This window comes from Pseudarthrobacter sp. AG30 (assembly GCF_003116525.1).
Lineage (GTDB): Bacteria > Actinomycetota > Actinomycetes > Actinomycetales > Micrococcaceae > Arthrobacter.
The window spans coordinates 207,009-233,202 of record NZ_QEHL01000012.1 but is presented as its reverse complement, the minus strand read 5'-3'; the positions used below and the strand labels follow the sequence as shown (position 1 = coordinate 233,202).

The following is a 26,194-nucleotide window of genomic DNA, read 5'->3' as shown; positions in this document are numbered from 1 at the left end:
GGGACAGCCGGCCGGGACCAAATGGAACGCGTTCATCGACGCAGGATGTGCCTCTCACATGAAGAAAGCCCACTCCCTGGAAGGAACTCCAGATCCGGAGCAGGCGGCATCACTGCACATCAAGTTCCTCCAGTCTAGCATCCCGAGGCCGGGCGGCCGTCCGCGGCGTTGCCAACGGGGTCATGGCGGGGCAGTGTTGGAGCATGAGTGAACACCCGGGGCAGGGCCAGGACACGCACCAGGAGGAAGCGCACCGGCAGCACGCGCACGACGCCGGCGGGTCGCCGGAAGCGGGCAGCGGCGTCGACCCCGGGGCGGTTTGGGACGAGCGGTACCGGAGCAAAGCCCGGCTCTGGAGCGGAAAGCCGAACCCCCAACTGGTCCATGAGGCCGGCGGCCTGCGCCCCGGCAAGGCACTGGAACTCGGGTGCGGCGAGGGCGCCGACGCCATCTGGCTTGCCCGGCAAGGCTGGTCCGTCACCGCCGTCGATGTTTCCGCTGTGGCGCTGGAACGGGCCCACTCGCACGAACTGGCCGAGCTGGCACGCGAAAGCGTGAACACATCCAGCGGGGACATCCGCAGCCGGATCACGTGGCACCAAGCGGACCTCACGACGTGGCAGCCCGAGGGTTCCTACGACCTCGTGACCTCACAGTTCCTGCACTCCCGGGAACTCGACTGGCGGGTCCCGCTGCGCGCAGCCGCCGCTGCCGTCAAACCAGGCGGGACCCTGCTGGTGGTGGGCCACCACCCGGACCGGCTGCCGCCATGGGGCAACGACCACCACCAGCACCTGGACATGTTCTACACCGGAGACCAGCTGGTCCGTGAACTGGCCCTGGACGGCCCCGGCTGGCAGCTGGAAGTCCTCACCAGCCGGGCGCGCCCTGTCACCGGGCCGGACGGGCAGGAGGCGACCATTGCCGACGTCGTCCTGCGCGCCACCCGCCTTCCCTAGCCCGCCGCCCCCTGCCTGCCGGTGACCCGCGGCGCCACCAGCACCGCGGCCAGCCCGAGGGCCGCGGTGAAGGCGAAGACGCCGGCAAAGGACTGGACCGCCGTGGTAAATGCCGCGAAGACTATCCCGGTGGCGGCGAGTGAAAGAGCCCCGCCCAGCGAGTCGGCGATTGACATGGCGGAGCTGTTGAAGCCCTCGTTGTCCTTGCTGGACAGTGCCAGTGTCATCACGCTCAGCCGGGGGTAGAGCAGGCCCATCCCGCCGCCGGCCAGCACCCACCCGGCGATGGCGACGGCGGCCGGCCAGTGCAGTCCCGCCGTGGCCAGGGCCAGGAGGATGGCAGCGAGCACCATCAACGAGCCCACCCGCACAGCCCTCCGGTGCTCCAGCCGCGGGCCCATGCGGCCCTGGACCGCCGCGGCACCGGCCCACGCCAGCGCCCCGCCGGTGAGGGTGACACCGGCCAAGGTGGGCGGGAAGCCGAACTGGTCGATCAGCAGGTAGGGAAGGTAGACCTCCGCCCCGAAGAAGGCCGCCGAGGCGAGGCCGCGGGACAGGATCACGCTGGGCAGTCCCCGCCGTGCCCTAAGGGTCCCGGCGGGCACCAGCGGCCGGACCGCTGCCAGGGCAAGGACGACGGCGGCAACGGCCAGGAGTGCCTTGGCGGGCGGGAAGGCGGGGATGCTGAGGCCGGAGGAGAGGTTGAGCCCCAGGACGGCAAGGGCTGCCAGCGCCGCCCAGCCGAGCCGGGCCGGAGCCCACGGCGGGAGGTTTCCTTCCGCTCCGCCGGCTGGTTCCGGCGGGTCCAGTCCGCGCAGGACCGGCACGATCATCGCGAGCGCCGGAATGACCAGCCCCACCACGCCCAGGAACACCCAGTGCCAGCTGAAGACCTGCGCCACCACACCGGCCGCGACGGGCCCCACGAGTGAGGGCACCACCCAGGCGGCCGAAAACGCCGCGAAAATCCGGGGATGCAGGGTGCCCGGGTAGAACCGCGCCACCAGGACGTAGAGGGCCACGGTGAGGGCGCCCCCGCCGAAGCCCTGGACCAGGCGGCCCGAGACCAGCATGGGCATGGAAACCGAGGTGCCCGCGACCAGCAGGCCGGCCACGAACAGCGCTACGGAGGCATACAGCGGCAGGGCGGGCCCGCGCCTGTCGGACCAGTTGCCGGCGCCCACCATGCCGATGACACCGGTGGCCAGGGGCCCTGCGAAGGCCAGCGCATAGAGGTTTCCGCCGTTCAGTTCCCTGCTGACCAGCGGCATGATGGTGGTTACGGCGAGGGATTCGAAGGCGGCCAGGAACACCAGGGCGCAGGTGCCCACTGTCACCCAGAAAAACGGTGGCCGGAAGATTCCGGTGGCATGGTGGACGGCCGGAAGCGTGGGGTCCTGCATTACGTTTCCTCGCCCACATACCGGTTCCGGCCGGAGCGGTAGCCGAAGACCGCCGCGAGCAGGCCCACCACCGTGAACAGGACGCCGGCGGGAACGAAGGACCCGGTGGCCTGGTGGAGTTGACCCACCAGGAGCGTTCCGGTGGAACCCACCCCGTAGCCAACGCCCTGCATCATGCCCGAGAGGTGCGCGGCGGTGTGCCCGTCCCGGGTCCGGAGCATGATCAGGGTCAGCGCACAGGCGGTCAGGCTTCCCTGGCCCAGGCCCAGCAGCCCCGCCCAGACCCAGACCAGATCCAGCGGGCCCACAATGCTCAGCACGAACCCGCTCCCGGTCATCAACGCCACCACGGTATTGATGGCCCGCTGGTCGCGGAACCGCGCGGCCAACGCAGGGGCGAACAGGGACCCCAGCATCTGCAGCACGATGCACACGGCAACGATCAACCCAGCCGTGGCCCCGTCAACGCCTCTTTCCCGGAGGATGGGCGCCAGCCACGCAAAACCGCTGAAGGACATCATTGCCTGCAGCACCATAAAGATCGTCACCTGCCACGCCACCGGCGACCGCCACACGTTCACCCCGTCCCTGACCACCTGGTGCCGGACCGTCCCCTGCCGCACGGCAACGGGCAGGAACAGCAGGAGCACGACGGCGGCCGGCACCGCCCAGACCCACAGCGCCCTGGTCCACTCCCCCGTCGCCGTGTAGACCGGGTAGGTGAACCCGGCCCCGAGCGCCGCGGACGCGCAGATGGCGGTGGTGTACAGGCCGCCCATGAGGCCCAGGCGGTGCGGGAAGTCCCGCTTCACCAGGCCCGGCAGGAGCACGTTGCACAACGCGATCGCCGCACCGCACGCCGCCGTGCCGGCCAGGAGCGCAGGCAAATGCCCGGCCCCACCCACCCCAGCCCCGGCATCCACAGGCCGCAACAACAAGCCCGCCGTCAGCAAGGCCATGGCCCCCAACAGCACCCGCTCAGCACCAAACCGGCGCGCCAAAACCGGGGCCACCGGGGCAAAGACACCCAGCAACGTCACCGGAACAGTGGTTAACATCACCACGGACCAGCCAGGCAGCCCCGCCTGCGCGGTCACCTCCGGCAACACAGCAGACAGGCTGGAAAAGACACTCCGCAGGTTCAAGCCGATCAACACCAGGCACACACCCAGATAAGCCAAGTCGCGGCGGCCGCCCACACGGGTGGGCCCGGGCGCGGGGAGTTCGTCAACCTCCGCGTCCACCAACGTACCCGGATCCACCAGGCTGCTGCCCGTCCTGGGACGTCTTTGGCTTTCTTCGGAGACAGCCCCTCGCCGTTGCTTCCTTGCGTCGGCATTCGTTGCGTCCGTCATCCGCCCATTCTTGCAGGAGCGCGCTGCGCCGGGCTGCCCGAATGATGCCCTGACCGCCGTTCCCTTCGCGGCGCTATTCTGGAAGGGATGAGCGAATCCCCTGAAAACCCCCAGCAGCCGCATGTCCCCAGGCCCGTCACGCCCGGAACCCAAGCCTCCTTCGGTACCTACGGCGGCCGGCCGGTGAGTTTCGTGCGCCGCGGCACCCGGTTGCAGGGCCGCCGCCAGGCCGCCTGGGCCGAGCATGCGGAGCGGTGGGCCGTGGACGTTCCCCGGCACGTGGCCAACACCTCGGTCCACCCCGACTACACCTTCGACGCAGCGGCCGAGTTTGGCCGCGAGGCCCCGCTGGTCGTCGAGATCGGGTCCGGACTGGGCGATGCCATCTGCCACGCGGCAGAACAGAACCCGGACACGAACTTCCTGGCCGTCGAGGTCTACACGCCCGGGCTCGCCAACACCATCATCAAGATCAACAGCCGCGGCCTGACCAACGTCCGCGTGGTGGAGGCCAACGCCCCGGAGGTTTTGGCCACCATGCTTCCCGCAGGCTCCGTCAGCGAACTGTGGGTGTTCTTCCCGGACCCGTGGCACAAGTCGCGGCACCACAAGCGCCGCCTCATCCAGCCAGAGTTCGCCGCCCTGGCGGCAAAGGCGTTGAAACCAGGCGGCCTGTTCCGGATCGCCACCGACTGGTCCAATTACGCCATCCACGTCCGGGACGTCATGGCGGGCTCGGCGGACTTCGAAAACCTGCACACCGGCGAGCGCCGCGGACCTGAAAGCCCGCTCACCCAGGTGTGGCAGTCCGGCGTCGAATCACTGGTGGGCGGTGCACCGGTCAGGGAAGGACGGGCGCCCGTAAGCACTGGGCACACCGGCCCCAATGAAGGCGTGGACGAAACCGGCGGCTGGGCGCCACGGTTCGAAGGCAGGATCCGGACCAGCTTCGAGGCGAAGGCCCACGAGGCCGGCCGGCTGATCTTCGATCTTTGCTACCGCCGCCGCTGACACGCCGAACGGCAAGGCCCTCCCGGCTGCTGCGGCGCGGGCGCGTTATCCCACGTTGATGGCGGCCACGATCTCCTTGAGCATGTCCAGCCGGGGCTCCGCCTCAGCGCTCAGGTACGGCCAGATGACCACCACGCCGATGAACCGGCCGCCCTCCCACACGCCTACCGTGGCTGCCACCTTGGCCGCCCCTTCGGCGTCGTCATAACCCACCACCACGCCATACGCGGACTTGCCGGGGAGGTTCAGCTCGCCCTCGGCCAGCAGGGTGCCGCCGCGCTCCTCACGGTAGAAGTCGGACATCAGGTGGGCCCAGCCGTTGGCCTGCGGCGCATCCTGGACGGAGGTGTCGTCCTTGATCACGGTGACCAGGACGCCGCCCAGCAGGCCGTACTGCTCGCTGTTGGGCCCGGCGGTGGAGTCGTCCAGGACCTGGGTGTGCTCGGGGAAGTCTGCGGTGAAGCCCAGCGGGGATTCGATGTGCACTGACATGGTTTCAGAGCCTCTCGAGCTTGGTGTCGTTGGGGACTTTATAGTACGTGGAGACGTTGGTGGTGGCCTGGTTCTCGGTCTTCACTTCCACCTCGCCGAGCTTCACGTCGAACCCCGCCTCGTTGGTGGCGGTGACCACGGAGTTCACCTGGACGGTGGCGGAGCCGGCCTCGTACAACCTGGCGGCGTCCCGGGCAGCACCGGCCTCATTGCCGAGGGCAACGTTGCGAAGGTAGCTGTCGATGACGGGCCGGTTTTCCGGGGAGTAATCCACGTTGATCTTGACCGTTCCCTGGGTACCCGCGGTCACGGTCGAGTCGAACTTGGCGGCCTTCCCGTCCACGCCTTCGGTGACGCCCTGGGCCACGGTCCCGTCCATGGAGACGGACACCGAATCGATGTTGTTGCCCTTGTCCATATTGACCTGCAGGCCGCCCTTGCCGGAGGCCTCGAAGACACGGCCGTCCAGGTTGAGCTTGCCCTGTGCCGAGACCTCGCCGCTGGCCGTTGACGTTCCGTCCGTCAGGTTGCGCTCGTACGCGAGGTCGAGCTTCGCCGAGCCGGACGCCGGGCCGGATTCGCCCGAGGCCTCCAGCGAGAACGTTCCCTTGGCCTTGTCCGTCTGGCCGGTGGAGCCGTTGTCGTGGGCGGCATCGTTGATGGTGTCCAGGATGTAGCCGGGCGGGTTTCCGGCCACGTCCTTGATATCGCCGATGCTGTCCGGCGGCAGGTCCTTGTACATTTGCTCACGGGCCGCCATGGCTTCCTCCACGCTGGCGAACGTGTACTCACGGGATACTTCCCCGGTCAGGGTGGCTCCTGCCGTGCCGGTGGTGTCGTTCACGCCCAGGCCCATGTTTCCGTACACCTTCATGGTGGCGGAACCGTCGGCGTTCTCCACCACTTCGGTGCCCACTTCGGCGCCGCCGTGGACCCAGGCCACCCGGGCCTCGATGGAGGCCTTGCCCGTCTCCGAGTAGATCGGGATATCCGCCTTGGCAAGCTCCTGGAGGTGCTGCTTGGCCAACTGCTGGGCTGCGGCCGGGATGCCGCCGTCCATGCGCATCAGGTCCTCGGCGAAGGGCCCGTCGCTGCCTTCGCCTTCTATCAGGTATTTGCGGTCTGCCGCTGACAGGCTGTCCCACCACTTGGCCTGCTCTTCCGGGCTGGCGTTGACCATGCGCTCCAGCCCGGCTTCGAGTTCCTGGCGGTGCTCGGCTGCCGCCCTGGCCGCCTCGGCCTTCTCCTTCAGCCACTCCCGGGCCTGGGCGGCCAGCGAGGTCAGCCGGTCCCAGGTGCTGGTCCCGGAACCGCCGGAACCCGCGGTGGAGGCTTTTTCCTGCTCGTCGGCCTGCCGCATCAGGACCTTTGAGTTCTCCCGCAGGCTGGCCACCACCTTGTCCAGGCTGGGCCGGTGGCTTCCGCTCCACTCCTGGCGGAAGCGGTCACCGTCCCGTCCCTTCCACGGAGCGGACTGGATCTGGCTGTGCAGGGTGCCGGCCCGGCTGCTCAAAAGAGACGCCGCCTGGTCCGCTGCCTTGGCCAGAGCCCGCAACTGGCTGACGTCAGCGCCGTAAAAAGTCATGGTTTCCCCCGGAAAGTGTGCAGTGCGTGTGAATCGCTGGTCCTTATGGTTGCACAGGTGGCCGGGCCCGGCGATGGGGATCCCTCCCCATCCCCGTACTCGGGAGCAACGGCTGGGCCGTGCGGCGGCCGGCGGACGCTTGCGGGGCCGGCTGTTCCGGACCGGGCCGGCGTGGCACGATTGCCCTTGTAAGAAGGGCACGCACACCAGCGCACCACCGCGCTTGGCCAAAGGAACGACGATCAAAAAAGAATTGCAGCAGGCCGTTGACAAGGCCGAAGACGTCACGAATTCGCGTGTCCTGGAAATTCTTGCCCGGCTGGGTTTCGCGGTCAGCGGCATCCTGCACCTGCTGGTGGGGGCGATTGCCATCCGGCTCGCCGTGGGCGGTACCGGCAGCGCCGATTTCAGTGGGGCCGTGGCCGAGTTGGCCACCATGCCCGTTGGCCCCTTCCTGCTGTGGGGCAGCTTCGCCGCGTGCGCCGCCCTGTCGTTGTGGCAGACCAGCGATGCGATCTTCGACTTCAACCACCAGCCCACCAAGACCAAAGCGAAGAACAAGGCCAAAGCCGTCCTGCAGGCCATCGTCTACGCCGTGCTGGCCCTGACGTTGTGGCACTTCGTCACCGGCACCGGCTCCGGCGGCGACAACCGCAAGGCCACCAGCGACTTCACCGTTTCCATGATGGTGGCGCCCGGCGGTGTGGCGTTGCTGGTGCTGATCGGCGTGGCGGTGGCGGTCACGGGCGTGGTGTACGGCATCAGGGGACCCAAGAAGTCCTTCCAGAAACAGCTGCGGATGCCCGCTCCCGGCCCGGCCAGGACGGCGGTCACCGCGTTGGGTGTGACCGGCTACCTGGCGAAGGGAACGGTGCTGCTGCTCGCCGGCCTGCTGATCGTCGTGGCCACCGTGAAACAGCACCCGGAGGACTCCACGGGCCTCGATGGTGGCCTGCGCGCCCTCCGCGACCAGCCTCTGGGTCCGTACCTCCTCGCCGCGGTGGGGGCGGGCCTGATTTGCTACGGCGCGTACATGGTAATGCGCGCCCGGATGGCAAAAATGAGCAAGTAAACGGCGGTGCGGGTGGCTAGGGTTGGGGCATGCCCCAGGTACGAGCCGAACGTTTCATCCGCATCGACCCGGATACTGCCTTTGCCTTCTCCCAAACCACCGGGACCTTCCGGCTGAAGTGGGATCCCTTCATTTCCGCGCAGGGGTTCCTGGACGGCGCCCGGGCTCCCGGAAAAGGCGTCCGGACCCGCACAAGGTCGCGGCTGGGCCTGTCCATGGTCAGCCAGTATGTCTCGTTCGCGCCGCCGCGCAGCGTCGGGATGACCATGGTGTCCGGTCCGTGGTTCTTCGATAATTTCGGCGGCGGCTGGCGCTTCACCGCGGACGACGGCGGCACACGGGCGGTCTGGAAGTACACCTTTTCCTGCCGGCCGGCCGTCCTCCGGGCAGCAATGGAGCGGATCGGCAGCCGGCTGCTCGGGTACGAGATCGAACGGCGGATCGAGGCTTTCGCCCGCGCCTGCGAGGACGAGGCGCTGGTGGCAGAGTTCCGGGCGATGAACGCCGGGCAGGGTGGGCCTACGGAACCGTAATCACCGCCACCGCGTGCTGGGCGCCGTCGCGCAGTTCCACGCTGGAGATGCTGGCCAGCTGGATGGGCGTTGCCCCGGTGACCTTGACCTTCCCCGTGGGGGTGGCCGACCAGGCGCAGGCACGGTCCTCGCCCCCGGCGCGGTCGCGGACCCACAGCGAAAGCGTCCCGTCCGCGGGCAAGCTGCTGCCGCTCACGGCGAGCTCGGTCCCCCAGGCTTTGCGCGCCATGTCGATGTGGACCTGCAGCCCGTCCCCGGAAGCCACGGAGTAGGTGGCATCCGGCTGCGGCGGCCTGACCAGCAAGGGCCCCACCGCAAGGCCCACTGCCAGGCACGCGGCCGCAACGGCGCCCGCCAAAGCCACCCACCGCCGTCGTACATTCCGACGCCGGCGGGACAATTCCTCGAAAAGGCGGGCGGGAACGTTGCTTCCGGCATCCTCGCGCCCACCGGGTACCGCGGTGAGCGCCAGGGCGTCAGGGACGGGAAGGGCGTCCAGGAGCACAGGCACCTTTTCCAGCGATGCCAGCTCCTTGCGGCAGGCAGCGCAGTCCTGGAGGTGGCTTTCGAAGACGGCGACATCCTGGGGATCGAGCCCGCCCAGGACATAGGCGCCGAGCAGGTGGTGCGGGTTGGCGCTCACCGTTCCACCCCCATCTCGTCCAGGATGGTGCGCAGGGCCCGGAGCCCGTAGTACGCGCGGGACTTGACCGTGCCGCTGGGGATATTGAGCTGGGCGGCCGCCTCGTTGACCGTGAACCGGCGGTAGTGCAGGGCCACCAGGACCTCACGGTGTTCCTTGCTCAGCCTCAACAGCGCTTCCTCCATCAACACCCGGTTAAGCATGTCGTCGACGCGTCCCACCACCTCGACGGGATCTGCGAGGCCGCTACCGAGGGCCTCAGCCGGCCGGCGTTGGCTCCGGCGATAGTTGTCGATCATGACGTTCCTGGCTGTGCGGTACAGGTAGCTGCGGAAGCTGCCGTTGATGTCCGGGGCGTGCTGCCAGACGCGGAGCACAGTTTCCTGGACCACGTCCTCCGCCAGCTGCGGATCCCGGATTGCGCTGAGCACGAAGCGGCGCAGGGCGCTGCCGTGTTCGCGGTAGATTGCCTCCACCACGCCGTCATCGAGCGGCATCCCACCCTCCCGTCACCTGGCTTGTCGCCGAAACACTGCGCTTCCGGCTGTTACGACGCCCGCGGGGCGGAAAAGGTTCAATCGCGCGCAGCGTGTGAACCATTCTTCACCCGAAGGCGTCGTAGGGGTTAGCGTCCGGTGATCCGACGCCGGGCCTACCAAGGAAAGAACCAGCCAAGGGAGCACACCATGAAGCACCGTCTCGGGCCGGGCCTCGCCATCCTGGCCCTCGCCGCAGCCCTCAGCGGCTGCGGCAGCAGCTCCGGCACCGCGCCGGCTGCCACCAGCCCGGCAACAGGCACCGCGGCTTCCGCGTCCTCCGCCTCCTCGCCTTCGTCCTCCGCATCATCCTCGCCGGCCGGGGCCGCCGTCGAGCTTAAGACGGCGTCCTCCTCAGCCGCGGGCAGCATTGTGGTGGACGGAAAGGGAATGAGCCTCTACCTCTTCACGAAGGACACCAAGGATTCCGGCACCAGCGCGTGCACCGGCTCCTGCGCCGTCCAGTGGCCGCCGCTGACCACCACATCCGGGACGCCCACCGCGGAGGGGGTCACCGGCAAGCTGGGGACCATCACGGGCGCGGACGGAAAGAAGCAGGTGACCTTGAACGGCATGCCCCTGTACTACTTCACCAAGGACACCAAACCCGGAGACACCCTCGGCCAGGGCGTCGGCGGCGTATGGTTCCTGTCCGATCCGTCAGGTGCCATGGCCAAGGCGGCGGCGCAGGCCTACTGATTGGCCTTCGACGGCAGTCCGGCTTACTTCAGGGGAACGTCTGTGGCTTTGCCGGGAAGCGGGACCCCGGTGGGGACGGGGACGGGGAGTTTCGGTGCCTGCTCCAGGCCCTTCCTGACGTCCCCGGGGACCTCCGTGGGCAGTGACGGCTCCGCCTGCACCCCGGCCGGCTTCGGGGCCGGGGACGCGGACGATCCGTGGCTGGGGGTGCTGCCCGGCCGCGAGGCAGCCGACGACGACGCCCCGCCGGCGGGTGCCGGAGCGGTTGCAGGTGCCGCTGGAACGGCCTCCGGGCTGGCGGCCGCGGGCCGGGTCGGCGCGGGGCCAGGCACCGGCACTTCCCCGCCCTTGGTGCCAGCGGGTGCGGCGGTGGAACCGGTCACGAAGGAGGTGACTGCCTGGTTCAGCTGGCTGAACGAATCACGCAATCCCTGGTCGGAGGCGGCGGCGACCGCGCCGCCGGCCGCGAGGGACGCGGCAACGGAGAGCGTGGTGAGCGTAATACGGCGCTTGGCCCTGCGGCGGGCGGCCAGTTCATCTGCCGGTTTGGCCGCAGGAAGCGCCGCCGTTGCCGGGGCCACGGCGTGAAGCACGGTGGTGGCCGGGGCGGCGGTTGCCGCGCCGGCCATCAGGGCGGCGATTCCGGCTGAAGGCTCCGGGGTCCCGGCTGCCAGCGAACGCAGGTCGAGCAGGGCGTCACGGAGCTGGCCGTCGTCGTCGAGGCCTGCCTCCAGCAGGAGTTCGTCAACCACCCCGTCGTTGCGGGGTCCTGCGGTGTCACTCATGATTCGCCTGGTTTCTCTTGAGCGTTTGGGCCTTAAGGTTCTGCAGGGCGCGGCGCTGGAGCTGCTTGATGGCTCCGGCGCTCTTGCCCATGATGGCGGCCACCTGTTCGATGGACAGGTCAGCCACGACGCGAAGGGCCAGGACCTCCTGGTGTTCTTCGCTGAGTCCTTCCAGCATGGCGGCGGCTCCGCCGGTCAGTTCAACGGCGTGGTCCTCCGCGGACGGGGTTGTCCGGCCGTCGTGCTGGGGGTCGTACGGTGTCAGCTGGGGGCGCCGCTCCAGCCGGCGGTAGTGGTCCACCATGCGGGCGTGGGCGATGGAAAAGAGCAGCGACTTGGCGCCCTGCAGCCCGCCGGTGAGGTTGCCGATCCTGGGATAGAACGCCATGAAGACGTCCTGGGTGACGGCTTCGGGGTCATCAAGTCCGCGTGCTTTGAGGTAGCCCTGCACCGGCCCCGCAAAGGTTCTGTAGGCAGCAGCGAACAACGCGGCCGGATCCGTTCCGGCTGCGTTGTCGAATATGTCGGACTCTTCTTGGGCCAAAGTGTCTAGCACCAGCGGCTCCTCCATCCCGGGATCCGGTTCGCGGCTTTCCCGGTTTGCGGTATGGACTGCCAGTTTCCGTGGTCTTCCGGCTGCCTTGTTGCGGGTGGTTCAGGGGTGCTGTCCCAGGCATGCGCACCCCGCCCGGGTGCCCGGACTGCGGCCGCAGCCGCAGTCCAGACTAGCCAACTGCCTTAGCGGACCGAAACTGAAGGGGCGTGGGCGGTGTTGCCACCCACTGCCGGAACGGCCGGAACGGCGGGCACGGTGGTGTTGCCTTCGGCGCCCGGAACGGCAGGGACGGCGGGCACGGACGGAACCGCGGGCTTTTCGGCCTCAACCGAGGCTGAACCCTTGGCTGCGGCAGCAGCCTTGGCGGCAACGTCGGCCTTGGCCACGACGTCAGCGCAGTAGCTCTTGATGTTCGCGTCACCCTTGGCGGCGATGGACAGCGAGGAGAACGCCGTCGAGGACGCGTTCAGTCCGCCATTGGCGAAGGCGGTGCAGAGGCCCAGGGCAGCCGGACCGGCAGCGTCTACAGCGGTCTTGGCGTCGGCGGAGGCGGTGGTGGTGGCGGAGACCTTTTCGTCTCCGGCCGCAGCGGTGCCGGTGGCCTTGGCACCGGCGTCCGCGGAAGCGTCAGCGGTCTTCAGGGCGTCGGAAACGGCGGCGGTGGCGGCGGGCGCCGGGGTGGCCTGGCCGTTGGCCGCGGCGTCGGCGCCGAGCTTGGGGGCCGGTGCGCCGAAGACTTCATGGGCCGTCTGCTGGGCCTGGGCGGGCAGGACGCCCGAGATGGCGGCGGCGCCGGTTCCGCCAACGGCCAGGGTTCCTGCAGCCAGGACTCCGGCGGCGACTTTGCTGGTGGCGAGCACGGTGAACACAGACATTTAACTTCTCCAAACCTAGACAACACGTCCGATTGGGCCCGGCGGGCGGACCCATCAGTGACTACATCGCCGGGGACGTGGCGGAGGTTACGGGTGTCTGCTTTTTTATTTCCGGCCTCCCCGGGTGGCCGCGCCGGGAACGGAGCGGCCACCCGCGCTGCTAGGCCTCCACCAGGTCTGCGTCCTCGAATTCCACGGCGGCCACGATCTCCTGGGTCTCGGGATTGATCATGAAAGCCTCGTCCTCCTCTTCCACCATGAGGAAGTCGCCGTTGTCGGTGCTGAAGTGCCACGCCAGGGTCTTTTCGCCGTCGTGAATGTAGTTGGGGTCGCCCATGGTGATCTTCGTGAGCTCGACGCCGGCAATGTCGCACAGTTCGCGGATGACCACTTCGAAGTCCGGCGCGTCCTCGAGGGCTTCGGCATCGGCTTGGGCGCGGCGTTCCGGCAGGTCCGGGATGTGCGCAACCAGGCCCTGGATGTATGGCCCCACCTCCTCGTCGTCGAGCACCACGAGGTCTGCCTGGCGGCGGAGCCAGCCGGCGTTGAGCGCCGTGATGTTCTCCTGCTCCAGCAGCTCCTCGAATTCGCCGTCCAGCTCCTCCATCCGGAGGACGGCGTCGGGGACATCGCCGCTGTCATCGACGCTGCCGTCGAGGTAGAGCTCCGTTTCCTCCACGGACAGCGCGTCGTAGCATTCGACGGCGCGGTTGAACAGTTCCAGGTGCGCGGTGGCCCCCATGCCCGCCATGCCCTCGCGGATGAGCGTGTCCATGGCGGTGCGGTCGAGCGCCAGGAAGGCGTATTGCGCGAAGCCGCCTTCCAGCGCCTGCGTCAGGTAGAAATCGACGTAGTAGCTGCGGACAGCCACCGGCGCCATTTCCTCGGTGCGGAGCAGGGCCGTATGCATGGCGTCGATGACGGTGACGTTGGCCTGGACCGCTTCCTCATCGCTCGCTTCAATGCTGCTGCTGGTCAGGACGACGGGCTGGGGCGTGGTGATCATGGAATTCCTCGCTGCTGGGGTGGTGGTGCTCCGGACGCTGTTCACGCTACGGGGGCCAGTTCACGGCAGCATTGAGGAGGAAGTGAACGTCAAGCGAAGTTTTCGAGGCGGCCCAAGAAAGAGCGCGGGACATGGGCCTGCTGCCGGGAGAACTAAGATGGATCAGATAACCACCCACCGGACCCGGCTCCGCCGTGGCCTGCCGAAAGTAGCGCGCACCATGCCATCCCAACCGGACGAAAGTGCGGCACTGGCAATACAGACACCCGCCATCAACGACCGTTCCCTCGCGGCCGGGCTGGCGTATGCCATGGCCAGCAGGGTTTCGGGCATGTCGTTCGACGCCGGTACCGGGCTCATGCTGGGCAAGGTCCGGGGCGGCGCGGAAGTTCCGTATTCCACTACCGCCAAGCTGGTCCGCAAGGCGGGCGGCTGGAGCTGCACCGTTGGCGTCTGCAGCTGCCCCGTGCGCAAGGACTGCAAGCATGTGGCTGCCTTGCTCTTCGCGGCGGAGGACAACCCGGCCATCCGGATGCAGCTGTTGGCCCCGTCCACGGCCACGCAGGTCTCCCGCGCCCCCTCCGCGGCCCTCTCGGACTGGGAGCAGGCCCTCAGCCCGCTGATTTCCCAGCCCGGCGCCGCGCCTTCGACCAGCGGTGTTCCCCTGGCGCTGCAGTTCGAGGTTGAAGAGCCGCCGCCGCATTTCTCCTACACCGGCCGCCGCGACCCGGTGCGCGGCGTGCGCCAGCTCAAAGTCCGGCCCGTCATCATGGGGGCCAAGGGCAAGTGGATCCGCGGGGACGTTTCGTGGAACACGCTGAGCTACCTGAACTTCCGGCGCGAATCGAACCACGCGCACGTGGAATGGATGCAGGAGTTCCTGGCCGGGCACTCGCCGTCCGCCAGCCGGATGCACAATTCTTCCGGCCTGTGGCTGGGCCTGAACTCCTATGCCGGGAAGAACCTGTGGGGCCTGCTTTCCGATGCCCGCAAGATCGGGCTGGCCCTGGTCCACTCGCGCGGCGCTGAGCCGGTCCGGGTCGCGGAGGACCCCGCCGCCGTCGGGCTTTCCCTGAGCAGGTTCGGGGCGCCGGCGGATCCCGGCGGCTCCGGAAATCCAGTGTCCGACGCCGGGCTGGAGTTGTCGCCCACCATCACCGTGGCGGGGGAAGAGGTTGATCCGGCAGCGGTAGGCACCATCGGCCGGCCCGCGCACGGCCTCTTTTTCACCTCCGGTGAGGCCGCACTGCCGGGCGTCCCGGATCCGGACGGCGCCATAACGCTGGCGCCGCTGGAGAACGGGCTGAGCGAAGAGCTCCTGGCATTCGTCACGGCCGGCAGCACCCTCCACATTCCCGCCAAGGATGAATCGCGGTTCCTCACGGGTTTCTACCCCAAACTCAAGCAGGCTGCCCGGGTCACGGCGCGGGACGAGTCCGTGGAGCTCCCCGAGCTGGCCGTCCCCACCCTGTCCCTGCTGGCCAATTACGGGGCGGACCACCGGGTGCGGCTGCACTGGGAGTGGCACTACCGCACCGGAAAACTGGTCACGGCGCAGCCCCTGTGGCGGCACCCCGGCGATCAGGGTTACCGGGACGACACCGCCGAGTCCCGCATCCTGGAAGGAATCGGCCAACCCTGGGACACCGTGGCCGCCCTGGGCGAGTCCGCCACCGGCGGCTGGGGCACTCCGCGCCTGGCGGCGTCGGTGGAACTCAAGGGCCTGGATACGCTGGCGTTCACCGAAGAGGTGCTGCCCAGGCTGCGGGAAGCCCCGGACGTGGACGTGGAAACCGTGGGCGAGATCGCCGACTACCGCGAAGCGGAGGAGGCACCGGTGGTGTCGATCTCCACCAAGGCCACCGAACAGCGGGACTGGTTCGACCTCGGCATCCAGATCTCCCTGGAAGGCCAGCCCGTCTCCTTCGCAGCCGTGTTCTCCGCGCTCGCCTCCGGACAGACCAAGATGCTGCTGCCCAGCGGCGCCTACTTCTCGCTCGACCTGCCGGAACTGCACCAGCTGCGGGCACTGATCGAGGAAGCCCGTTCGCTGCAGGACAACAAGGATGCGCCGCTGCAGATCAGCCGCTTCCAGGCAGGGCTCTGGGACGAACTGGCGCAGCTGGGCATCGTGGACCAGCAGGCCGCCGCCTGGCGCTCGGCCGTGGGCGGGCTCCTGGAGGGCGGGGTGGACGGTTTGCCGCTGCCGGCGTCCCTGAACGCCGAGCTGCGCCCCTACCAGCTGGAAGGCTACAACTGGCTCAGCTTCCTGTACAAGCACGGGCTGGGAGGCGTCCTGGCCGACGATATGGGCTTGGGCAAGACCGTGCAGGCGCTGGCACTGATGTGCGCTGCCAAGGACCATGGGCTTGCGTCCGGGGAGCAGCCGTCCGGAGACCGGCACGACGGCGGAGCTGCCGCCGGCCCTGGAACCCAACCCGCCGGCGTCGCGCCCTTCCTGGTGGTGGCACCCACCAGCGTGGTGGGCAACTGGGCGCTCGAAGCCGCCCGCTTCGCGCCCGGCCTGACCGTGCGCACGGTGGGCGAGACGTTCGGGAAGAGCGGCCAGGACGTGGCCGAGGCCCTGGGCGGGGCCGACGTCGTCATCACCTCCTACGCCTTGTTCCGCATCGACTACGAGGCCTACGCCTCCCGGTCCTGGGCAGGGCTGGTCCTGGACGAGGCGCAGTTCGTGAAGAACCACCAGTCCAAGGCCTACCAGTGCGCCCGGAAGCTGCCGGCGGTCTTCAAGCTGGCCATCACCGGCACCCCGCTGGAGAACAACCTGATGGAGTTCTGGGCGTTGACGTCCATCGTGGCGCCCGGCCTGTTCTCCAGCCCCAAGCGCTTCGCGGAGTACTACCAGAAGCCGGTGGAAAAGAACGGCGACAAAGCGCAGCTGGAGAAGCTCCGGCGGCGGGTCCGGCCGCTGATGATGCGGCGCACCAAGGACCAGGTGATCAAGGACCTGCCGCCCAAGCAGGAACAGATCCTGGAAGTGGTGCTGAACCCGAGGCACCAGAAGGTCTACCAGACGCACCTGCAGCGCGAGCGGCAGAAGATCCTGGGGCTGATCGAGGACGTCAACAAGAACAGGTTCACCATCTTCCAGTCGCTGACGCTGCTGCGGCAGCTCAGCCTGGACGTCTCACTGGTGGATCCTGCCTTGTCCGCGGTGCGGTCCTCGAAGCTGGATGTCCTCTTCGAGCAGCTCGAGGACCTCGTGGCAGAGGGGCACCGGGCCCTGATCTTCAGCCAGTTCACCGGATTCCTGGGCAAGGTCCGGGATCGGCTGGACGAGGAAGGGATCGAGTACTGCTACCTCGATGGCGGCACCCGGAACCGCGCCGACGTGGTCAGCGAATTCAAGAACGGCAGCGCGCCGGTGTTCCTGATTTCGCTCAAGGCCGGCGGATTCGGGCTCAACCTCACCGAGGCCGACTACGTCTTCCTCCTCGATCCCTGGTGGAACCCTGCCTCGGAGGCGCAGGCCGTGGACCGGACCCACCGGATCGGGCAGGCGCGGAACGTGATGGTGTACCGGCTGGTGGCCAAGGACACCATCGAGGAGAAGGTCATGGCGCTGAAGACCCGGAAGTCCCAGCTGTTCGCCGACGTCATGGAGGGCGATGCCCTGGCCGGCGGCGCCATCACGGCGGAGGACCTGGCGGGGTTGTTCAACGAGTAGCACCCGGTTTTGACGCATATGATGGACTCCACCACAAACTACAACGTTGGAGAAGACTGTGCACCAGCAGCCGGCCGCCCAGGAAACCGTTGCCCTGACAGCACCGCCCCTGCGCGCGGACGCCTTCACCCTCCCGTACCGGGATCCGGTATGGGATGGACCCACGGACCCCATCCTCGTGGCCGACCACCTCAACGGTGAGTGGGTCCTCCTCTACACCCAGCGGCGCGCCACAGCGCCCGGGCTGACAGGCGTCGAGTGGGTTCATGGGACCGGCATCGGCGCTGCGAGGTCGTCCGACGGCGGCGCCACCTGGCGCTACCAGGGCACCGTTGAGGGACTCATCCCGCCCGGAACGGAACCACCGGCAACCCTCTGGGCTCCCGACGTCGTCCGCATCGGCAAACGGTGGATCATGTACCTGACGGTGCTGGGCGGGCGGCGGACGGACTGGAGCGGGAAAGCTGAATTCGTGCAGTTCGCCAGCCATGACCTGGCGAAGTGGGAGTACCTGGGCGCTGTGGACCTGGATTCACCGCGGGTCATTGACGCCGCCGTCGCCGGGTGCGGGGACGGCCGGTACCGGCTTTGGTACAAGGACGAAACCCGCGGCTCCAATACCTTCAGCGCGGTCAGCGACACCCCGGATGATCCGTCGTCGTGGGTCCTTGAAGGGGTGGCCATCCCGGGGCGGCCGCACGAAGGCCCCAAGGTCTTCGTGCTGGGCGGCTGGTACTGGATGATCGTGGACGAATGGCGCGGCCAGGCGGTGTACCGCTCGGTGGACGGCACCGGAAACTGGACCCGGCAGGAGCACCTGGGCGGGCTGATCCTCACGGCGCCGGAGTCCTGGGACGGACGGCCCGTCGTCGGACGCCACGCGGATGTGGTGCCGCTTGGCGGGGACCCGGGCGACGGCGGCGCGGAGCGGGCGCTGCTGGTCTACTTCACGCATCCCTGCTGGGGCGGGGAGGACATCGGCACCATGGCGCCCGGCCCGCGCACCCGCCTCAGCCACGTCCGTGCCGCTGTGCTCGAAGTGCGCGGCGGCGTCCTGGCCTGCACGGAACAGTAGGCACGCCGAAGGGCCAAACCCTGGAACTATAAGCCGGCGGCTGCCGGCACCGGTCCAAGGTTTGGCCCTGACTCGTGCGCTGGGACCCGCGACGCGGAAGCGTCCACCGGGCGCCGCCCCCAGCAGGCGGGCGCCCGGTGCGTTGCGGCGGTTACACCCGCTGCGGCGAGCCCAGTTCCACCGGGTCCTCATCCGTAAGGTAGGCGAGCTCGGAGTGGGCTGCGAGGTCGATGCCGCGCAATTCGTCCTCGGGCTTGATGCGCAGGCCCCCCATGGCCTTGTCCAGGATCTTGGCCAGGAGCCAGGTGATCCCGAAGGAGTAGGCCAGGACGCTGACGGTGGCGATCGCCTGGACGCCGAGCAGGTCGAAGCCGCCGCCGTAGAACAGGCCGCTGACGCCGTTCGGGGCCTTGTCGGTGGCGAAAAGGCCGATCAGCAGGGTGCCCAGGATGCCGCCGACCAGGTGGACGCCGACGACGTCGAGCGAGTCGTCGAAGCCGAGGCGGAACTTCCATTCGATGGCCAGCGAGCAGACGGCCCCGGCGATGGCGCCGATGGCCAGGGCGCCCAGCGGGCTGACGGCGCCACAGGCCGGGGTGATGGCCACCAGCGCGGCGATCAGGCCCGAGGCGGCGCCCATGCTGGTGGCGGCGCCGTGGCGGACCCGCTCCACGAGGGCCCAGGCAAGCAGGCCGGCGGAGGCGGCGACGGCGGTGTTGAGGAAGACGACGGCCGCGGACTGGCCGGCGGCGAGCGCGGAGCCTGCGTTGAAGCCGAACCAGCCCACCCACAGCAGGCCTGCGCCCACCAGGACCAAGGGGCGGCTGTGCGGCTTCGTGTGTTCCATTTTCGGCCAGCCGGAGCTCTTGCCCAGGACCAGGGCCAGGGCCAGGGCGGCAGCGCCGGCGTTCATGTGCACCGCGGTGCCGCCGGCGAAGTCGATGGCCTTGATCCCGTTGGCGATCCAGCCGCCCACCGTGCTGCCGTCCGCGGAGTCGAACGCGAACACCCAGTGCGCGATGGGGAAGTAGACCACAGTGGCCCAAATGCCGGCGAACACCATCCAGGCGCCGAACTTCATGCGCCCGGCGGCGGCTCCGGCAACCAGTGCGGTGGTGACGCAGGCGAAGAACAGCTGGAACGCTGCGAACAGGATGACGGGGATGGACGCGGAATCATCCTTGGCCAGCAGCTGCCCCATGCCGGGGAATTCGGTGACGTCACCGATCAGGCCCAGGCCGCCCACGGAGTTGCCGAAGGCCATCGAGTAGCCGAACAGGGCCCAGAGGACGGCCACCAGGCTGGCGCCGCCGAAGCACATCATCATCATGTTGAGAATGCGGCGCGACCCCACCATGCCCCCGTAAAACAGGGCCAGGGCGGGGATCATCATGCACACCAGCGCCGAGCTGGCCAAAATCCAAGCGACATTTCCCGAATCCATGGGAAACCCCTTTCGTGATGCGAAGAGAGAACGGTCGTTTGCCGTCAGAGCCGCTCTGCGGAGGGACGTGGCCGGAGAAACCACGTTCAGCGGGTGGGGCGGCTGTTGCCGTCTGATTCCAACTGTATGGCGGCAATTCCCGGGTGGGTTTCCGGTGTGTTAAATGGTGATTTCAGGCATCCACTCCCCCGTTTCAGGCGCCACGCCACGCGCAGGAGGCACGCGCGCGTCACGGCAGGCACGCTTTTGCGGGAACGTCCGACGGCGGAGGCCGGGTTTGCGCCGGACACGGCACCGCGGCGGGACGAAAGCGTGCTCCGCGTGACGCCGGGCACGCTGCCGGCGGCCGGCTGGCGGCTAAGCTGAAAAACACCCAAACAAGGCAGGACCCGGCCCCGGAAGGACACACTGGAATGGCTCGAGCGACCGTGCAGGACGTCGCCAAAACGGCGGGAGTATCCGTGGGCACGGTCTCCCGCGTCCTCAACGGCAGTCCCGCGGTGAGCGCCTCCAGCCGTGAGAAGGTGGCCGGGGCGATCCGGGAGCTCAACTACCGGCCGCTCGCCTCCGCCCGGGACCTGCGCCGCGACCGGACCATGCGCATCCTGGCCCTCGCCAAGAACCTTGAGTCCCCGGTCATCAGCGAAGCCTTCCGCGGGGTGGGCGACGCCGCGGCACAGTCCGGCTACGTGAGCCTCATTGCCCCAACCGCCGGAAGCCCGGATCGCGAACAGCAATTGGTGGACATGCTCCGGAACGGGTCCGTGGACGGGCTGGTCCTGTTTTCACCCACCATGCCCGACGACGATGTGGAAGCCCTTGCAACCTCGCTGAGCGTGGTCCAGTTGTGTGAAATAGCGGAGTCGGAAGCAGCCTTCGGCGTCTCGATCGACGACCGGCAGGCCGCCCGCGACATCACCCGGCACCTCATCGGAACCGGCGCCCGGCGGCTTGCCATGATCGGCAACCGGGCGGCCCGGTCCGGGCGGCTGCGCGAACAGGGGTTCCGCGAAGCCCTGTCCGCGGCAGGCCTGGAGGCGGCGCAGAGCCTCTTTGCCGCCGGGGACTTCGACTTCCACGCCGGCCGTCAGCTGACCCGCGAACTCCTCGCCGCGGACCACCTTCCCGACGCCGTATTCTGTGGCAGCGACACGGTGGCGGCCGGTTGCGTCCGGGAAATCACCGACGCCGGCCTCCGGGTTCCGGAGGACGTGGCGGTTGCCGGCTTCGACGATTCCATCCAGGCGGAGATGTGCGTTCCGGAACTGACCACCATCCGGCAGCCCGCCTATGAGATGGGCCGTGTGGCGTTTGGGGCGCTCCTGGAACGGATGACGGAGCCGGGGGTGCACCGCCGCGGCCGGATGTTCCTCCCGCACGAGCTGGTCATCAGGGACTCCACGAAGAACTGACCAGGGGGTTGACGTCCCCGCGCCGAACCTGACAAGCTTTTGGAATCGATTCCAAACGCCCCTTGGGTTCGTTGCGAACCGTTTTGGAATCGATTCCACAAACCCAGTCCAGCACCAGCCCGGCACCGAAAAGGAAGCACCCTTGAACTACCAGCAAAGCCCCGGCCCGAAGCCCCCGGAACCAGGAAAGGCCCCGGCCAAGGAGCTCCGCGTCGGCGTCGTCGGCATCGGCTGGGCCGGCCAGCAGCACCTGAAGGCCTACAGCGACCTGGAGGGCATCCGCATCGTCTCGCTGGCAGGAATGGAGCAGGAACTCCGGACGGACCTGCAAGCCGAATACGCCATTCCCAACGGTTTCGCCGACTGGCAGGACATGCTGGACCACGGCGGCCTGGACGCCGTGAGCGTGGCCGTTCCCACCTTCCTGCACGCCCCCATTGCCATCGCGGCCCTGGAGCGGGGAATCCATGTGCTGAGCGAAAAGCCGATCGCCCGCAACGCCGTGGAGGGCCAGGCCATGGTGGATGCTGCCCGCAAGGCCGGACGGGTCCTGGATGTGGCGTTCAACCACCGCCGCCGCGGCGACATCAAGGCCCTCAAGGACGTCATCGACGCCGGCGGCCTGGGCCGCCCCTACTACGCCAAGGCCTCCTGGCTCCGCCGCTCCGGCATCCCCACCCTGGGCAGCTGGTTCACCAACCCCGAGCTCGCAGGCGGCGGACCGCTGGCGGACATCGGCGTCCACGCACTGGATTACGCCCTGCACCTGCTCGGAGAACCGAAGGTGGTGGCCGTCTCTGCCGCCACCCACTCGGAGCTGGGCCCGCAGGGACGCGGCGGCGGCAGCAGGTACTCGGCCCAGGCCACGAGCCACGCCTTCGAAGTGGAGGACTTCGCCTCTGCGTTCCTCCGCCTTGAGGGCGGCGGAACGCTGCTGATCGAGGCCGGCTGGGCAACATACCGGGAAACGGACGATCTCCTCGACTTCACGGTCTACGGCACGGACGGCGGCGCCGAACTGAAGGTGCACGGGGCGCCGTTCCCGCCGGTGGGCCAGCTCCGGGTGTTCACGGACACGGACGGCGAGTCCGCCGACTACGTGCCGCCGGTGCTGCCCGGCCGTGCCCACGATGCCGTGGTGGAAGACTTCGTGGCCGCAGTCCGCGACGGCGAAGCGGCCTGGGCTGGGCATGACGGCTCCCTGGCGCTCTACCGGGCACAGGTCATCGACGCGTGCTACCAGTCGGCGCTCGAGCAGAGGGAGGTCAGGCTCTAATGAACGGAAAACTGAGGATCCGGGTCTGGAATGAGGGTGTCCACGAGGCCAACAACGAGCCCGCCCATATCGGCGATATCTACCCGGATGGTATCCACGGCGCCATCGCCGCGGGGCTCCGGCCCTACTACCCGGACGCGGACATTACGACGGCGGTGCTCGCCAGCAACGACGACCACGGCCTGGACGAGGAGGTGCTCGCGGAAACGGACGTCCTGCTCTGGTGGGGCCACATCGCCCACCACGAGGTGAGTGACGCCGTCGTCGAACGCGTCCACCGGCACGTGCTCGGCGGGATGGGACTGATCGTGCTCCATTCGGGGCACTTCGCGAAAATCTTCACCAGGCTGCTGGGCACCAGCTGCTCCCTCGCCTGGCGGAACGACGGCCAGCGCGAGCTGGTGTGGACGGTGAAGCCGTCGCATCCCATCGCGGAAGGCGTGGAGAGCCCCATCGTCATTCCCGAGCAGGAAATGTACGGCGAACTGTTCGACATCCCGGACCCTGACGACCTGATCTTCATCAGTTCCTTCGCCGGCGGCGAAGTGTTCCGTTCCGGCGTCACGTTCACCCGGGGCAAGGGCAGGATCTTCTACTTCAGCCCCGGCGACCAGGAGTACCCCGTGTACCACCATCCGCAGGTCCAGCGGGTGCTCGCCAACGGCGTGAGGTGGGTGGCGCAGCCGGGGCTGGACCGCTCGGCCCCCGCGGTGACCAACCCGGCCCGTGAGTGGTTCGAAGGGGCCGCCCGGCATTGACATCGCCTGCGCCGGAGAGCAGATTGAAATCGTTGCGATGCAAGGTCCGGCGGGTTCCGGACGGGCACTTCCTGCCCCGCCGGACTGTCATTCCCTGAGCGGCTCAGCGCCCGTGGGCGAATTTCATAACCACTCCCTTTCGAGGAGCCAGAAATGCCTGCAATAACGGTCAAGGACCTTGAAACCAAGTCCTTCAACGACGCCGACGAAAAGCGCCGTCCGCCCAAGACCCAGGTGGACGTAGTCAACATTGGCGGCGCCACCCTGGGCCGGCTTACCTTCGAGCCCGGCTGGCGCTGGTCCGAAACGGTCAAAACCGTGGTCCACACGGACAGCTGCCAAAACAACCACCTTGGCTTCTGCACCGCCGGGACCCTGACCGTCCAGCTGGACGACGGCACCCGCACCACCATCCACGCGGGGGACGCCTACTCCATTCCGGCCGGCCACGACGCCTGGGTGGAAAACGACGAGACGTTCGTTGGTTATGAAGTCATGAGCGCGGCCGAGTACGCCAAGCCCGCCTGACAACCGGACAAGCGCCAGGCCGCGCGCCGCCACCTTTCGCGGCACGCGGCCTGGCGTTTCTGCGCCGCCTACCGCCGGCGCAGCCTCGCCACCAGCGTGGCGGCCACCAGGGCGGTGGCCAGCTCCAGGCCGATGACCAGCAGCAGCCGGGCGCTGCCGCCGGACTCAGCACCAGTGAACGACGACGGCACTGCGCCGTGCGCGTGGCCGGCACCGCCGGCTCCCAGCAGGAGGCCCGCATGGACGGCGGCCATGGCCACGGCGGCCGCGGTGACCCGGTGGAGTGCGGCCACCCCGCCGTGCCGCCAGATATGGACGGCACATGGGATGCACACTGCGGCAAGGGCCAGCATGAGGGCGCTAAGCCAGGCACCGTGGGTGCCTGTGGCGGCCAGCCAGACGTGCGTGGCGCAGGAAACGGCGGTGACCACGGCCGCGAGCCGAGGGTGGACCACCCGACCGCCGGCACGGGCCCGGGCCGCCGCCGTCGTCCTTCCTGCTGCTGCCCTGCCTGCTGCCGGCGCCGGGGCAGGGGCGGCGCTAGTGGCAGCCACCGCTGCCGCCCTCGGTGTGGCAGGACGCGGCTTGCCGGTTCGGGTTGGCCGGGACATCCAGCACCGGACTGCGGTCGAAGAAACCTTCCGGCCGGAGCTTGAAGCCCACGGTGTCCACGGGCATGATGGGCCAGTCCTCCACCCGGGGGAAGTGGGTGAGGCCGAAGGTATGCCAGACCACGATGTCCTGGCCGTCGATGTCGCGGTCCTGCGCCACGTAGGCCGGCAGGCCCGCGCCGCCGGCGTGCTGGTTGACGAAGTCGCCCGTCGGGTAGCGTTCCCCGTCCGTGTGGCGGGTGACCCAGAGATCCTTGGTGGCGAAGGCTGCGCGGCGGGCGATCGAGGAGTCCGGATCGGCCAGGAGCGTGGGCTGATTGTGCGGGTGGAGCTTGTAGCCCACGGGCTCACCCAGCCGGTTGCGGGATTCGGGATTGGAGATGATCCAGGTGCGGCCTGCGCGGGCGTCGGCCTCGCGGACGGCCTCGGATTCCCGCGCCAGCACGGTGCGCTTGCGGGAGAAGGCGTTGCCGCGCTCGTTACCCGGCCCCATGGCCTGCCGGACCACGTCTTCCTCCTCCACCCGGTTGGTGAAGCCGTCGATCGCCATGTCCAGCCGGGCGCTGAAGAGGTGCTGGTGGAACGGGGCGCCAAGGCCCGGGGCCAGCTGGGAGATGTTGTCCGAGCCGCCCGCCGGGAACGCGGACGTGAAAACGACGCCGGTGGCCTTGGCTTCGAACTCGATGGTGCCGTCCAGGTAGAGGTACCAGTAGAAGCCGTAGTCGTAGTTGCCGATGGTGGTGAAGAAGGAGATCACCAGGCGGCGGTTGCGGCGGGTGTAGGTGACGCCGCTCCAGAGGTCCGAGTGCTTGGCGAGGATGCCCCAGTCTTCCTCGTGCATGCAGATGCCGTTGCGGATTTCGCGCGGGTTGCCGAACGCGTCGGAGATGACGGGGCTGAGGTAGGTGATCTCGCCCAGGCAGTCGCAGCCCAGTTCCAGGGAGTTGGCGTACTGGCCCACCAGGTATTCGCCGGTGTCGAAGTAGTTCTGCCATGACCGGACCGGCGACGGGTCGCCGTAGGGAACCACCATCTCGGCAATGGACGCCCGGTTGATGATGGGCCGCTTCCGGCCGCCGTCCCGGAAGGCGAGATTGTGCAGGACAACCCCTTCGCGGACATCGAAGCCAACGTCCACGCTCCACTTTTCCCATTCCACGTGGTTTCCGCCGGTGACAGTGAAGCTGGGGCCTTCGGGCTGGGTGATGCTGATGGGCTTTTGGGTGGTCCGCAGCGGGCCGGTCAACTCCGGGTCGGTGTAGTTGCCGTGCTCGGCCGGGACGGGCATCACGCCGAGGTCGACCACCTGGGTGACCTCCTTGCTGACCACATCCACATAGGCCACCAGGCCGTCCACCGGATGCGCCCAAGCACTGTCCTCCGGGAACTCCTGCACGAATGCCAGCCCGCGGAGGATCCGGCGGCCCTTCTCTTCGGCGTATTCGAAGACCCCGGCGGACAGCGGGGCCACCCGGACCTTCCCGACATCCAGCCCGCGGTCCGCGAGCGCTTTGAGCCACCGTTCGTCCGCGGCCAGCAGCGCCTCCACCACCTCGAACTCCTCCTCGAGGACCGGAAGCTCGCCGGTCACCGCGGTGTCCAGTTCGACGGCGGAGAGCACCTCGTGCCGGGTGGTGGAGACCACGACATCGCGCGGCGCAGCGCCTGAGACATCGTGGATGAAGATGCGGAAGCGCCGGTCGGCCGGCGCTGGATCGGTGCCGCGCGAAGGATCCAGCTGGCCCAGGTAGGCGATCCTGTGCTGCGGGCCGAGGTGGCCTTCCGACTGCAGGATGGAGCGCACGTCCAGGATTTCCTGCGCCGTGGCCAGCCGGTAGGCCGACGCAGAGGCTGATGCAGTGTCGGTGGGTGCAAGCGTCATGGAGCAAACC

General features: G+C 68.5%; 24 protein-coding genes. 11 read left to right on the top strand and 13 right to left on the bottom strand.

What is annotated here, in order from left to right; genetic code table 11:
- Positions 1–203: 203 nt before the first annotated feature.
- Positions 204–959 (top strand): bifunctional 2-polyprenyl-6-hydroxyphenol methylase/3-demethylubiquinol 3-O-methyltransferase UbiG, encoded by a 756-nt coding sequence (locus tag DC347_RS11775; protein WP_109045564.1) that lies wholly within the window; start codon positions 204–206, stop codon positions 957–959.
- Here DC347_RS11775 and DC347_RS11770 read toward each other — a convergent pair.
- Both DC347_RS11770 and DC347_RS11765 read right to left on the bottom strand, forming a co-directional pair.
- On the bottom strand, positions 956–2,362 hold the full coding sequence (locus DC347_RS11770; protein ID WP_206073927.1) for an MFS transporter: 1,407 nt from the start codon (positions 2,360–2,362) through the stop codon (positions 956–958). The genes DC347_RS11775 and DC347_RS11770 overlap by 4 nt on opposite strands.
- A complete protein-coding gene (locus DC347_RS11765; RefSeq protein WP_206073926.1) occupies positions 2,362–3,717 on the bottom strand; it encodes an MFS transporter in 1,356 nt (451 codons plus the stop codon). The genes DC347_RS11770 and DC347_RS11765 overlap by 1 nt, the downstream gene beginning before the upstream one ends.
- A gap of 87 nt (positions 3,718–3,804) precedes the next feature.
- On the opposite strand from DC347_RS11765, the gene trmB reads away from it, so the two are divergent.
- The gene (gene trmB, locus DC347_RS11760) at positions 3,805–4,728 is read left to right on the top strand and encodes a tRNA (guanosine(46)-N7)-methyltransferase TrmB (RefSeq protein ID WP_109045562.1); all 924 of its coding nucleotides are present in this window, start codon (positions 3,805–3,807) and stop codon (positions 4,726–4,728) included.
- A 45-nt stretch (positions 4,729–4,773) separates the two neighbouring features.
- On the opposite strand, the gene DC347_RS11755 is transcribed toward trmB, so the two are convergent.
- A complete protein-coding gene (locus DC347_RS11755) occupies positions 4,774–5,220 on the bottom strand; it encodes a hypothetical protein (protein WP_109045561.1) in 447 nt (148 codons plus the stop codon).
- A 4-nt stretch (positions 5,221–5,224) separates the two neighbouring features.
- A complete protein-coding gene (locus tag DC347_RS11750; protein ID WP_109045560.1) occupies positions 5,225–6,805 on the bottom strand; it encodes a hypothetical protein in 1,581 nt (526 codons plus the stop codon).
- A 253-nt stretch (positions 6,806–7,058) separates the two neighbouring features.
- Here DC347_RS11750 and DC347_RS11745 point away from each other — a divergent pair, with 253 nt between their 5' ends.
- Positions 7,059–7,877: a DUF1206 domain-containing protein gene (locus DC347_RS11745; RefSeq protein WP_018760800.1), complete on the top strand. Its 819-nt coding sequence runs from the start codon at positions 7,059–7,061 to the stop codon at positions 7,875–7,877.
- Positions 7,878–7,906: 29 nt separating this feature from the next.
- The gene (locus DC347_RS11740) at positions 7,907–8,410 is read left to right on the top strand and encodes an SRPBCC family protein (RefSeq protein WP_018760799.1); all 504 of its coding nucleotides are present in this window, start codon (positions 7,907–7,909) and stop codon (positions 8,408–8,410) included.
- Here DC347_RS11740 and DC347_RS11735 read toward each other — a convergent pair.
- Together DC347_RS11735 and DC347_RS11730 are read right to left on the bottom strand one after the other, a co-directional pair.
- A complete protein-coding gene (locus DC347_RS11735; RefSeq protein ID WP_018760798.1) occupies positions 8,397–9,053 on the bottom strand; it encodes an anti-sigma factor in 657 nt (218 codons plus the stop codon). The genes DC347_RS11740 and DC347_RS11735 overlap by 14 nt on opposite strands.
- Entirely contained in the window at positions 9,050–9,550 is a 501-nt protein-coding gene (locus tag DC347_RS11730; protein WP_018760797.1) for a sigma-70 family RNA polymerase sigma factor, read from the bottom strand. Before DC347_RS11730 ends, DC347_RS11735 begins: the two co-directional genes overlap by 4 nt.
- A 189-nt stretch (positions 9,551–9,739) precedes the next feature.
- Between DC347_RS11730 and DC347_RS11725 the strand changes: the two genes are divergently transcribed.
- Entirely contained in the window at positions 9,740–10,288 is a 549-nt protein-coding gene (locus tag DC347_RS11725; protein ID WP_109045559.1) for a hypothetical protein, read from the top strand.
- Positions 10,289–10,311: 23 nt separating this feature from the next.
- Here the strand turns inward: DC347_RS11725 and DC347_RS11720 are convergent, their stop codons facing one another.
- The 4 genes from DC347_RS11720 to DC347_RS11700 form a co-directional block, all read right to left on the bottom strand.
- Entirely contained in the window at positions 10,312–11,073 is a 762-nt protein-coding gene (locus DC347_RS11720; protein WP_109045558.1) for a hypothetical protein, read from the bottom strand.
- Positions 11,066–11,644, bottom strand: coding sequence for an RNA polymerase sigma factor (locus DC347_RS11715; protein WP_109045557.1), 579 nt, complete (start codon positions 11,642–11,644; stop codon positions 11,066–11,068). The genes DC347_RS11720 and DC347_RS11715 overlap by 8 nt, the downstream gene beginning before the upstream one ends.
- A 167-nt stretch (positions 11,645–11,811) precedes the next feature.
- On the bottom strand, positions 11,812–12,504 hold the full coding sequence (locus DC347_RS21690; RefSeq protein ID WP_165838027.1) for a protein tyrosine phosphatase: 693 nt from the start codon (positions 12,502–12,504) through the stop codon (positions 11,812–11,814).
- A 160-nt stretch (positions 12,505–12,664) separates the two neighbouring features.
- Positions 12,665–13,510: a hypothetical protein gene (locus tag DC347_RS11700; RefSeq protein ID WP_109045554.1), complete on the bottom strand. Its 846-nt coding sequence runs from the start codon at positions 13,508–13,510 to the stop codon at positions 12,665–12,667.
- 220 nt (positions 13,511–13,730) lie between these two features.
- Here DC347_RS11700 and DC347_RS11695 point away from each other — a divergent pair, with 220 nt between their 5' ends.
- Together DC347_RS11695 and DC347_RS11690 are read left to right on the top strand one after the other, a co-directional pair.
- Positions 13,731–17,198, top strand: coding sequence for a DEAD/DEAH box helicase (locus DC347_RS11695; protein ID WP_109045750.1), 3,468 nt, complete (start codon positions 13,731–13,733; stop codon positions 17,196–17,198).
- A gap of 46 nt (positions 17,199–17,244) precedes the next feature.
- On the top strand, positions 17,245–18,273 hold the full coding sequence (locus DC347_RS11690) for a glycoside hydrolase (RefSeq protein WP_240617773.1): 1,029 nt from the start codon (positions 17,245–17,247) through the stop codon (positions 18,271–18,273).
- A 151-nt stretch (positions 18,274–18,424) separates the two neighbouring features.
- On the opposite strand, the gene DC347_RS11685 is transcribed toward DC347_RS11690, so the two are convergent.
- Positions 18,425–19,717: an ammonium transporter gene (locus DC347_RS11685; protein ID WP_018760789.1), complete on the bottom strand. Its 1,293-nt coding sequence runs from the start codon at positions 19,715–19,717 to the stop codon at positions 18,425–18,427.
- A gap of 413 nt (positions 19,718–20,130) precedes the next feature.
- Between DC347_RS11685 and DC347_RS11680 the strand changes: the two genes are divergently transcribed.
- From DC347_RS11680 to DC347_RS11665, 4 genes are all read left to right on the top strand, one after another.
- Positions 20,131–21,129 carry a LacI family DNA-binding transcriptional regulator gene (locus DC347_RS11680; protein ID WP_109045552.1) on the top strand — a complete coding sequence of 333 codons (999 nt, stop codon included), beginning with the start codon at positions 20,131–20,133 and terminating at the stop codon, positions 21,127–21,129.
- Between the two features lie 142 nt (positions 21,130–21,271).
- Positions 21,272–22,405: a Gfo/Idh/MocA family protein gene (locus DC347_RS11675; RefSeq protein WP_109045551.1), complete on the top strand. Its 1,134-nt coding sequence runs from the start codon at positions 21,272–21,274 to the stop codon at positions 22,403–22,405.
- Positions 22,405–23,163 (top strand): ThuA domain-containing protein, encoded by a 759-nt coding sequence (locus DC347_RS11670; protein WP_109045550.1) that lies wholly within the window; start codon positions 22,405–22,407, stop codon positions 23,161–23,163. Before DC347_RS11675 ends, DC347_RS11670 begins: the two co-directional genes overlap by 1 nt.
- 153 nt (positions 23,164–23,316) lie before the next feature.
- Positions 23,317–23,691 carry a cupin domain-containing protein gene (locus DC347_RS11665; protein ID WP_018760785.1) on the top strand — a complete coding sequence of 125 codons (375 nt, stop codon included), beginning with the start codon at positions 23,317–23,319 and terminating at the stop codon, positions 23,689–23,691.
- A gap of 68 nt (positions 23,692–23,759) precedes the next feature.
- Here DC347_RS11665 and DC347_RS11660 read toward each other — a convergent pair whose 3' ends face one another.
- Together DC347_RS11660 and DC347_RS11655 are read right to left on the bottom strand one after the other, a co-directional pair.
- A complete protein-coding gene (locus DC347_RS11660; protein WP_240617772.1) occupies positions 23,760–24,245 on the bottom strand; it encodes a hypothetical protein in 486 nt (161 codons plus the stop codon).
- Positions 24,232–26,184 (bottom strand): primary-amine oxidase, encoded by a 1,953-nt coding sequence (locus DC347_RS11655; RefSeq protein ID WP_109045548.1) that lies wholly within the window; start codon positions 26,182–26,184, stop codon positions 24,232–24,234. The genes DC347_RS11660 and DC347_RS11655 overlap by 14 nt, the downstream gene beginning before the upstream one ends.
- Positions 26,185–26,194 lie beyond the last annotated feature (10 nt).

Coding starts and splice junctions, on each gene's coding strand:
- DC347_RS11680 (WP_109045552.1), top strand. CDS start 20,131: ATGGCTCGAGCGACCGTGCAGGACGTCGCCAAAACGGCGGGAGTATCC.
- DC347_RS11750 (WP_109045560.1), bottom strand. CDS start 6,805: ATGACTTTTTACGGCGCTGACGTCAGCCAGTTGCGGGCTCTGGCCAAG.
- DC347_RS11670 (WP_109045550.1), top strand. CDS start 22,405: ATGAACGGAAAACTGAGGATCCGGGTCTGGAATGAGGGTGTCCACGAG.
- DC347_RS21690 (WP_165838027.1), bottom strand. CDS start 12,504: ATGTCTGTGTTCACCGTGCTCGCCACCAGCAAAGTCGCCGCCGGAGTC.
- DC347_RS11770 (WP_206073927.1), bottom strand. CDS start 2,362: ATGCAGGACCCCACGCTTCCGGCCGTCCACCATGCCACCGGAATCTTC.
- DC347_RS11720 (WP_109045558.1), bottom strand. CDS start 11,073: ATGAGTGACACCGCAGGACCCCGCAACGACGGGGTGGTTGACGAACTC.
- DC347_RS11715 (WP_109045557.1), bottom strand. CDS start 11,644: ATGGAGGAGCCGCTGGTGCTAGACACTTTGGCCCAAGAAGAGTCCGAC.
- DC347_RS11725 (WP_109045559.1), top strand. CDS start 9,740: ATGAAGCACCGTCTCGGGCCGGGCCTCGCCATCCTGGCCCTCGCCGCA.
- DC347_RS11765 (WP_206073926.1), bottom strand. CDS start 3,717: ATGACGGACGCAACGAATGCCGACGCAAGGAAGCAACGGCGAGGGGCT.
- DC347_RS11685 (WP_018760789.1), bottom strand. CDS start 19,717: ATGGATTCGGGAAATGTCGCTTGGATTTTGGCCAGCTCGGCGCTGGTG.
- DC347_RS11695 (WP_109045750.1), top strand. CDS start 13,731: ATGCCATCCCAACCGGACGAAAGTGCGGCACTGGCAATACAGACACCC.
- DC347_RS11665 (WP_018760785.1), top strand. CDS start 23,317: ATGCCTGCAATAACGGTCAAGGACCTTGAAACCAAGTCCTTCAACGAC.
- DC347_RS11700 (WP_109045554.1), bottom strand. CDS start 13,510: ATGATCACCACGCCCCAGCCCGTCGTCCTGACCAGCAGCAGCATTGAA.
- DC347_RS11740 (WP_018760799.1), top strand. CDS start 7,907: ATGCCCCAGGTACGAGCCGAACGTTTCATCCGCATCGACCCGGATACT.
- trmB (WP_109045562.1), top strand. CDS start 3,805: ATGAGCGAATCCCCTGAAAACCCCCAGCAGCCGCATGTCCCCAGGCCC.
- DC347_RS11755 (WP_109045561.1), bottom strand. CDS start 5,220: ATGTCAGTGCACATCGAATCCCCGCTGGGCTTCACCGCAGACTTCCCC.
- DC347_RS11655 (WP_109045548.1), bottom strand. CDS start 26,184: ATGACGCTTGCACCCACCGACACTGCATCAGCCTCTGCGTCGGCCTAC.
- DC347_RS11730 (WP_018760797.1), bottom strand. CDS start 9,550: ATGCCGCTCGATGACGGCGTGGTGGAGGCAATCTACCGCGAACACGGC.
- DC347_RS11775 (WP_109045564.1), top strand. CDS start 204: ATGAGTGAACACCCGGGGCAGGGCCAGGACACGCACCAGGAGGAAGCG.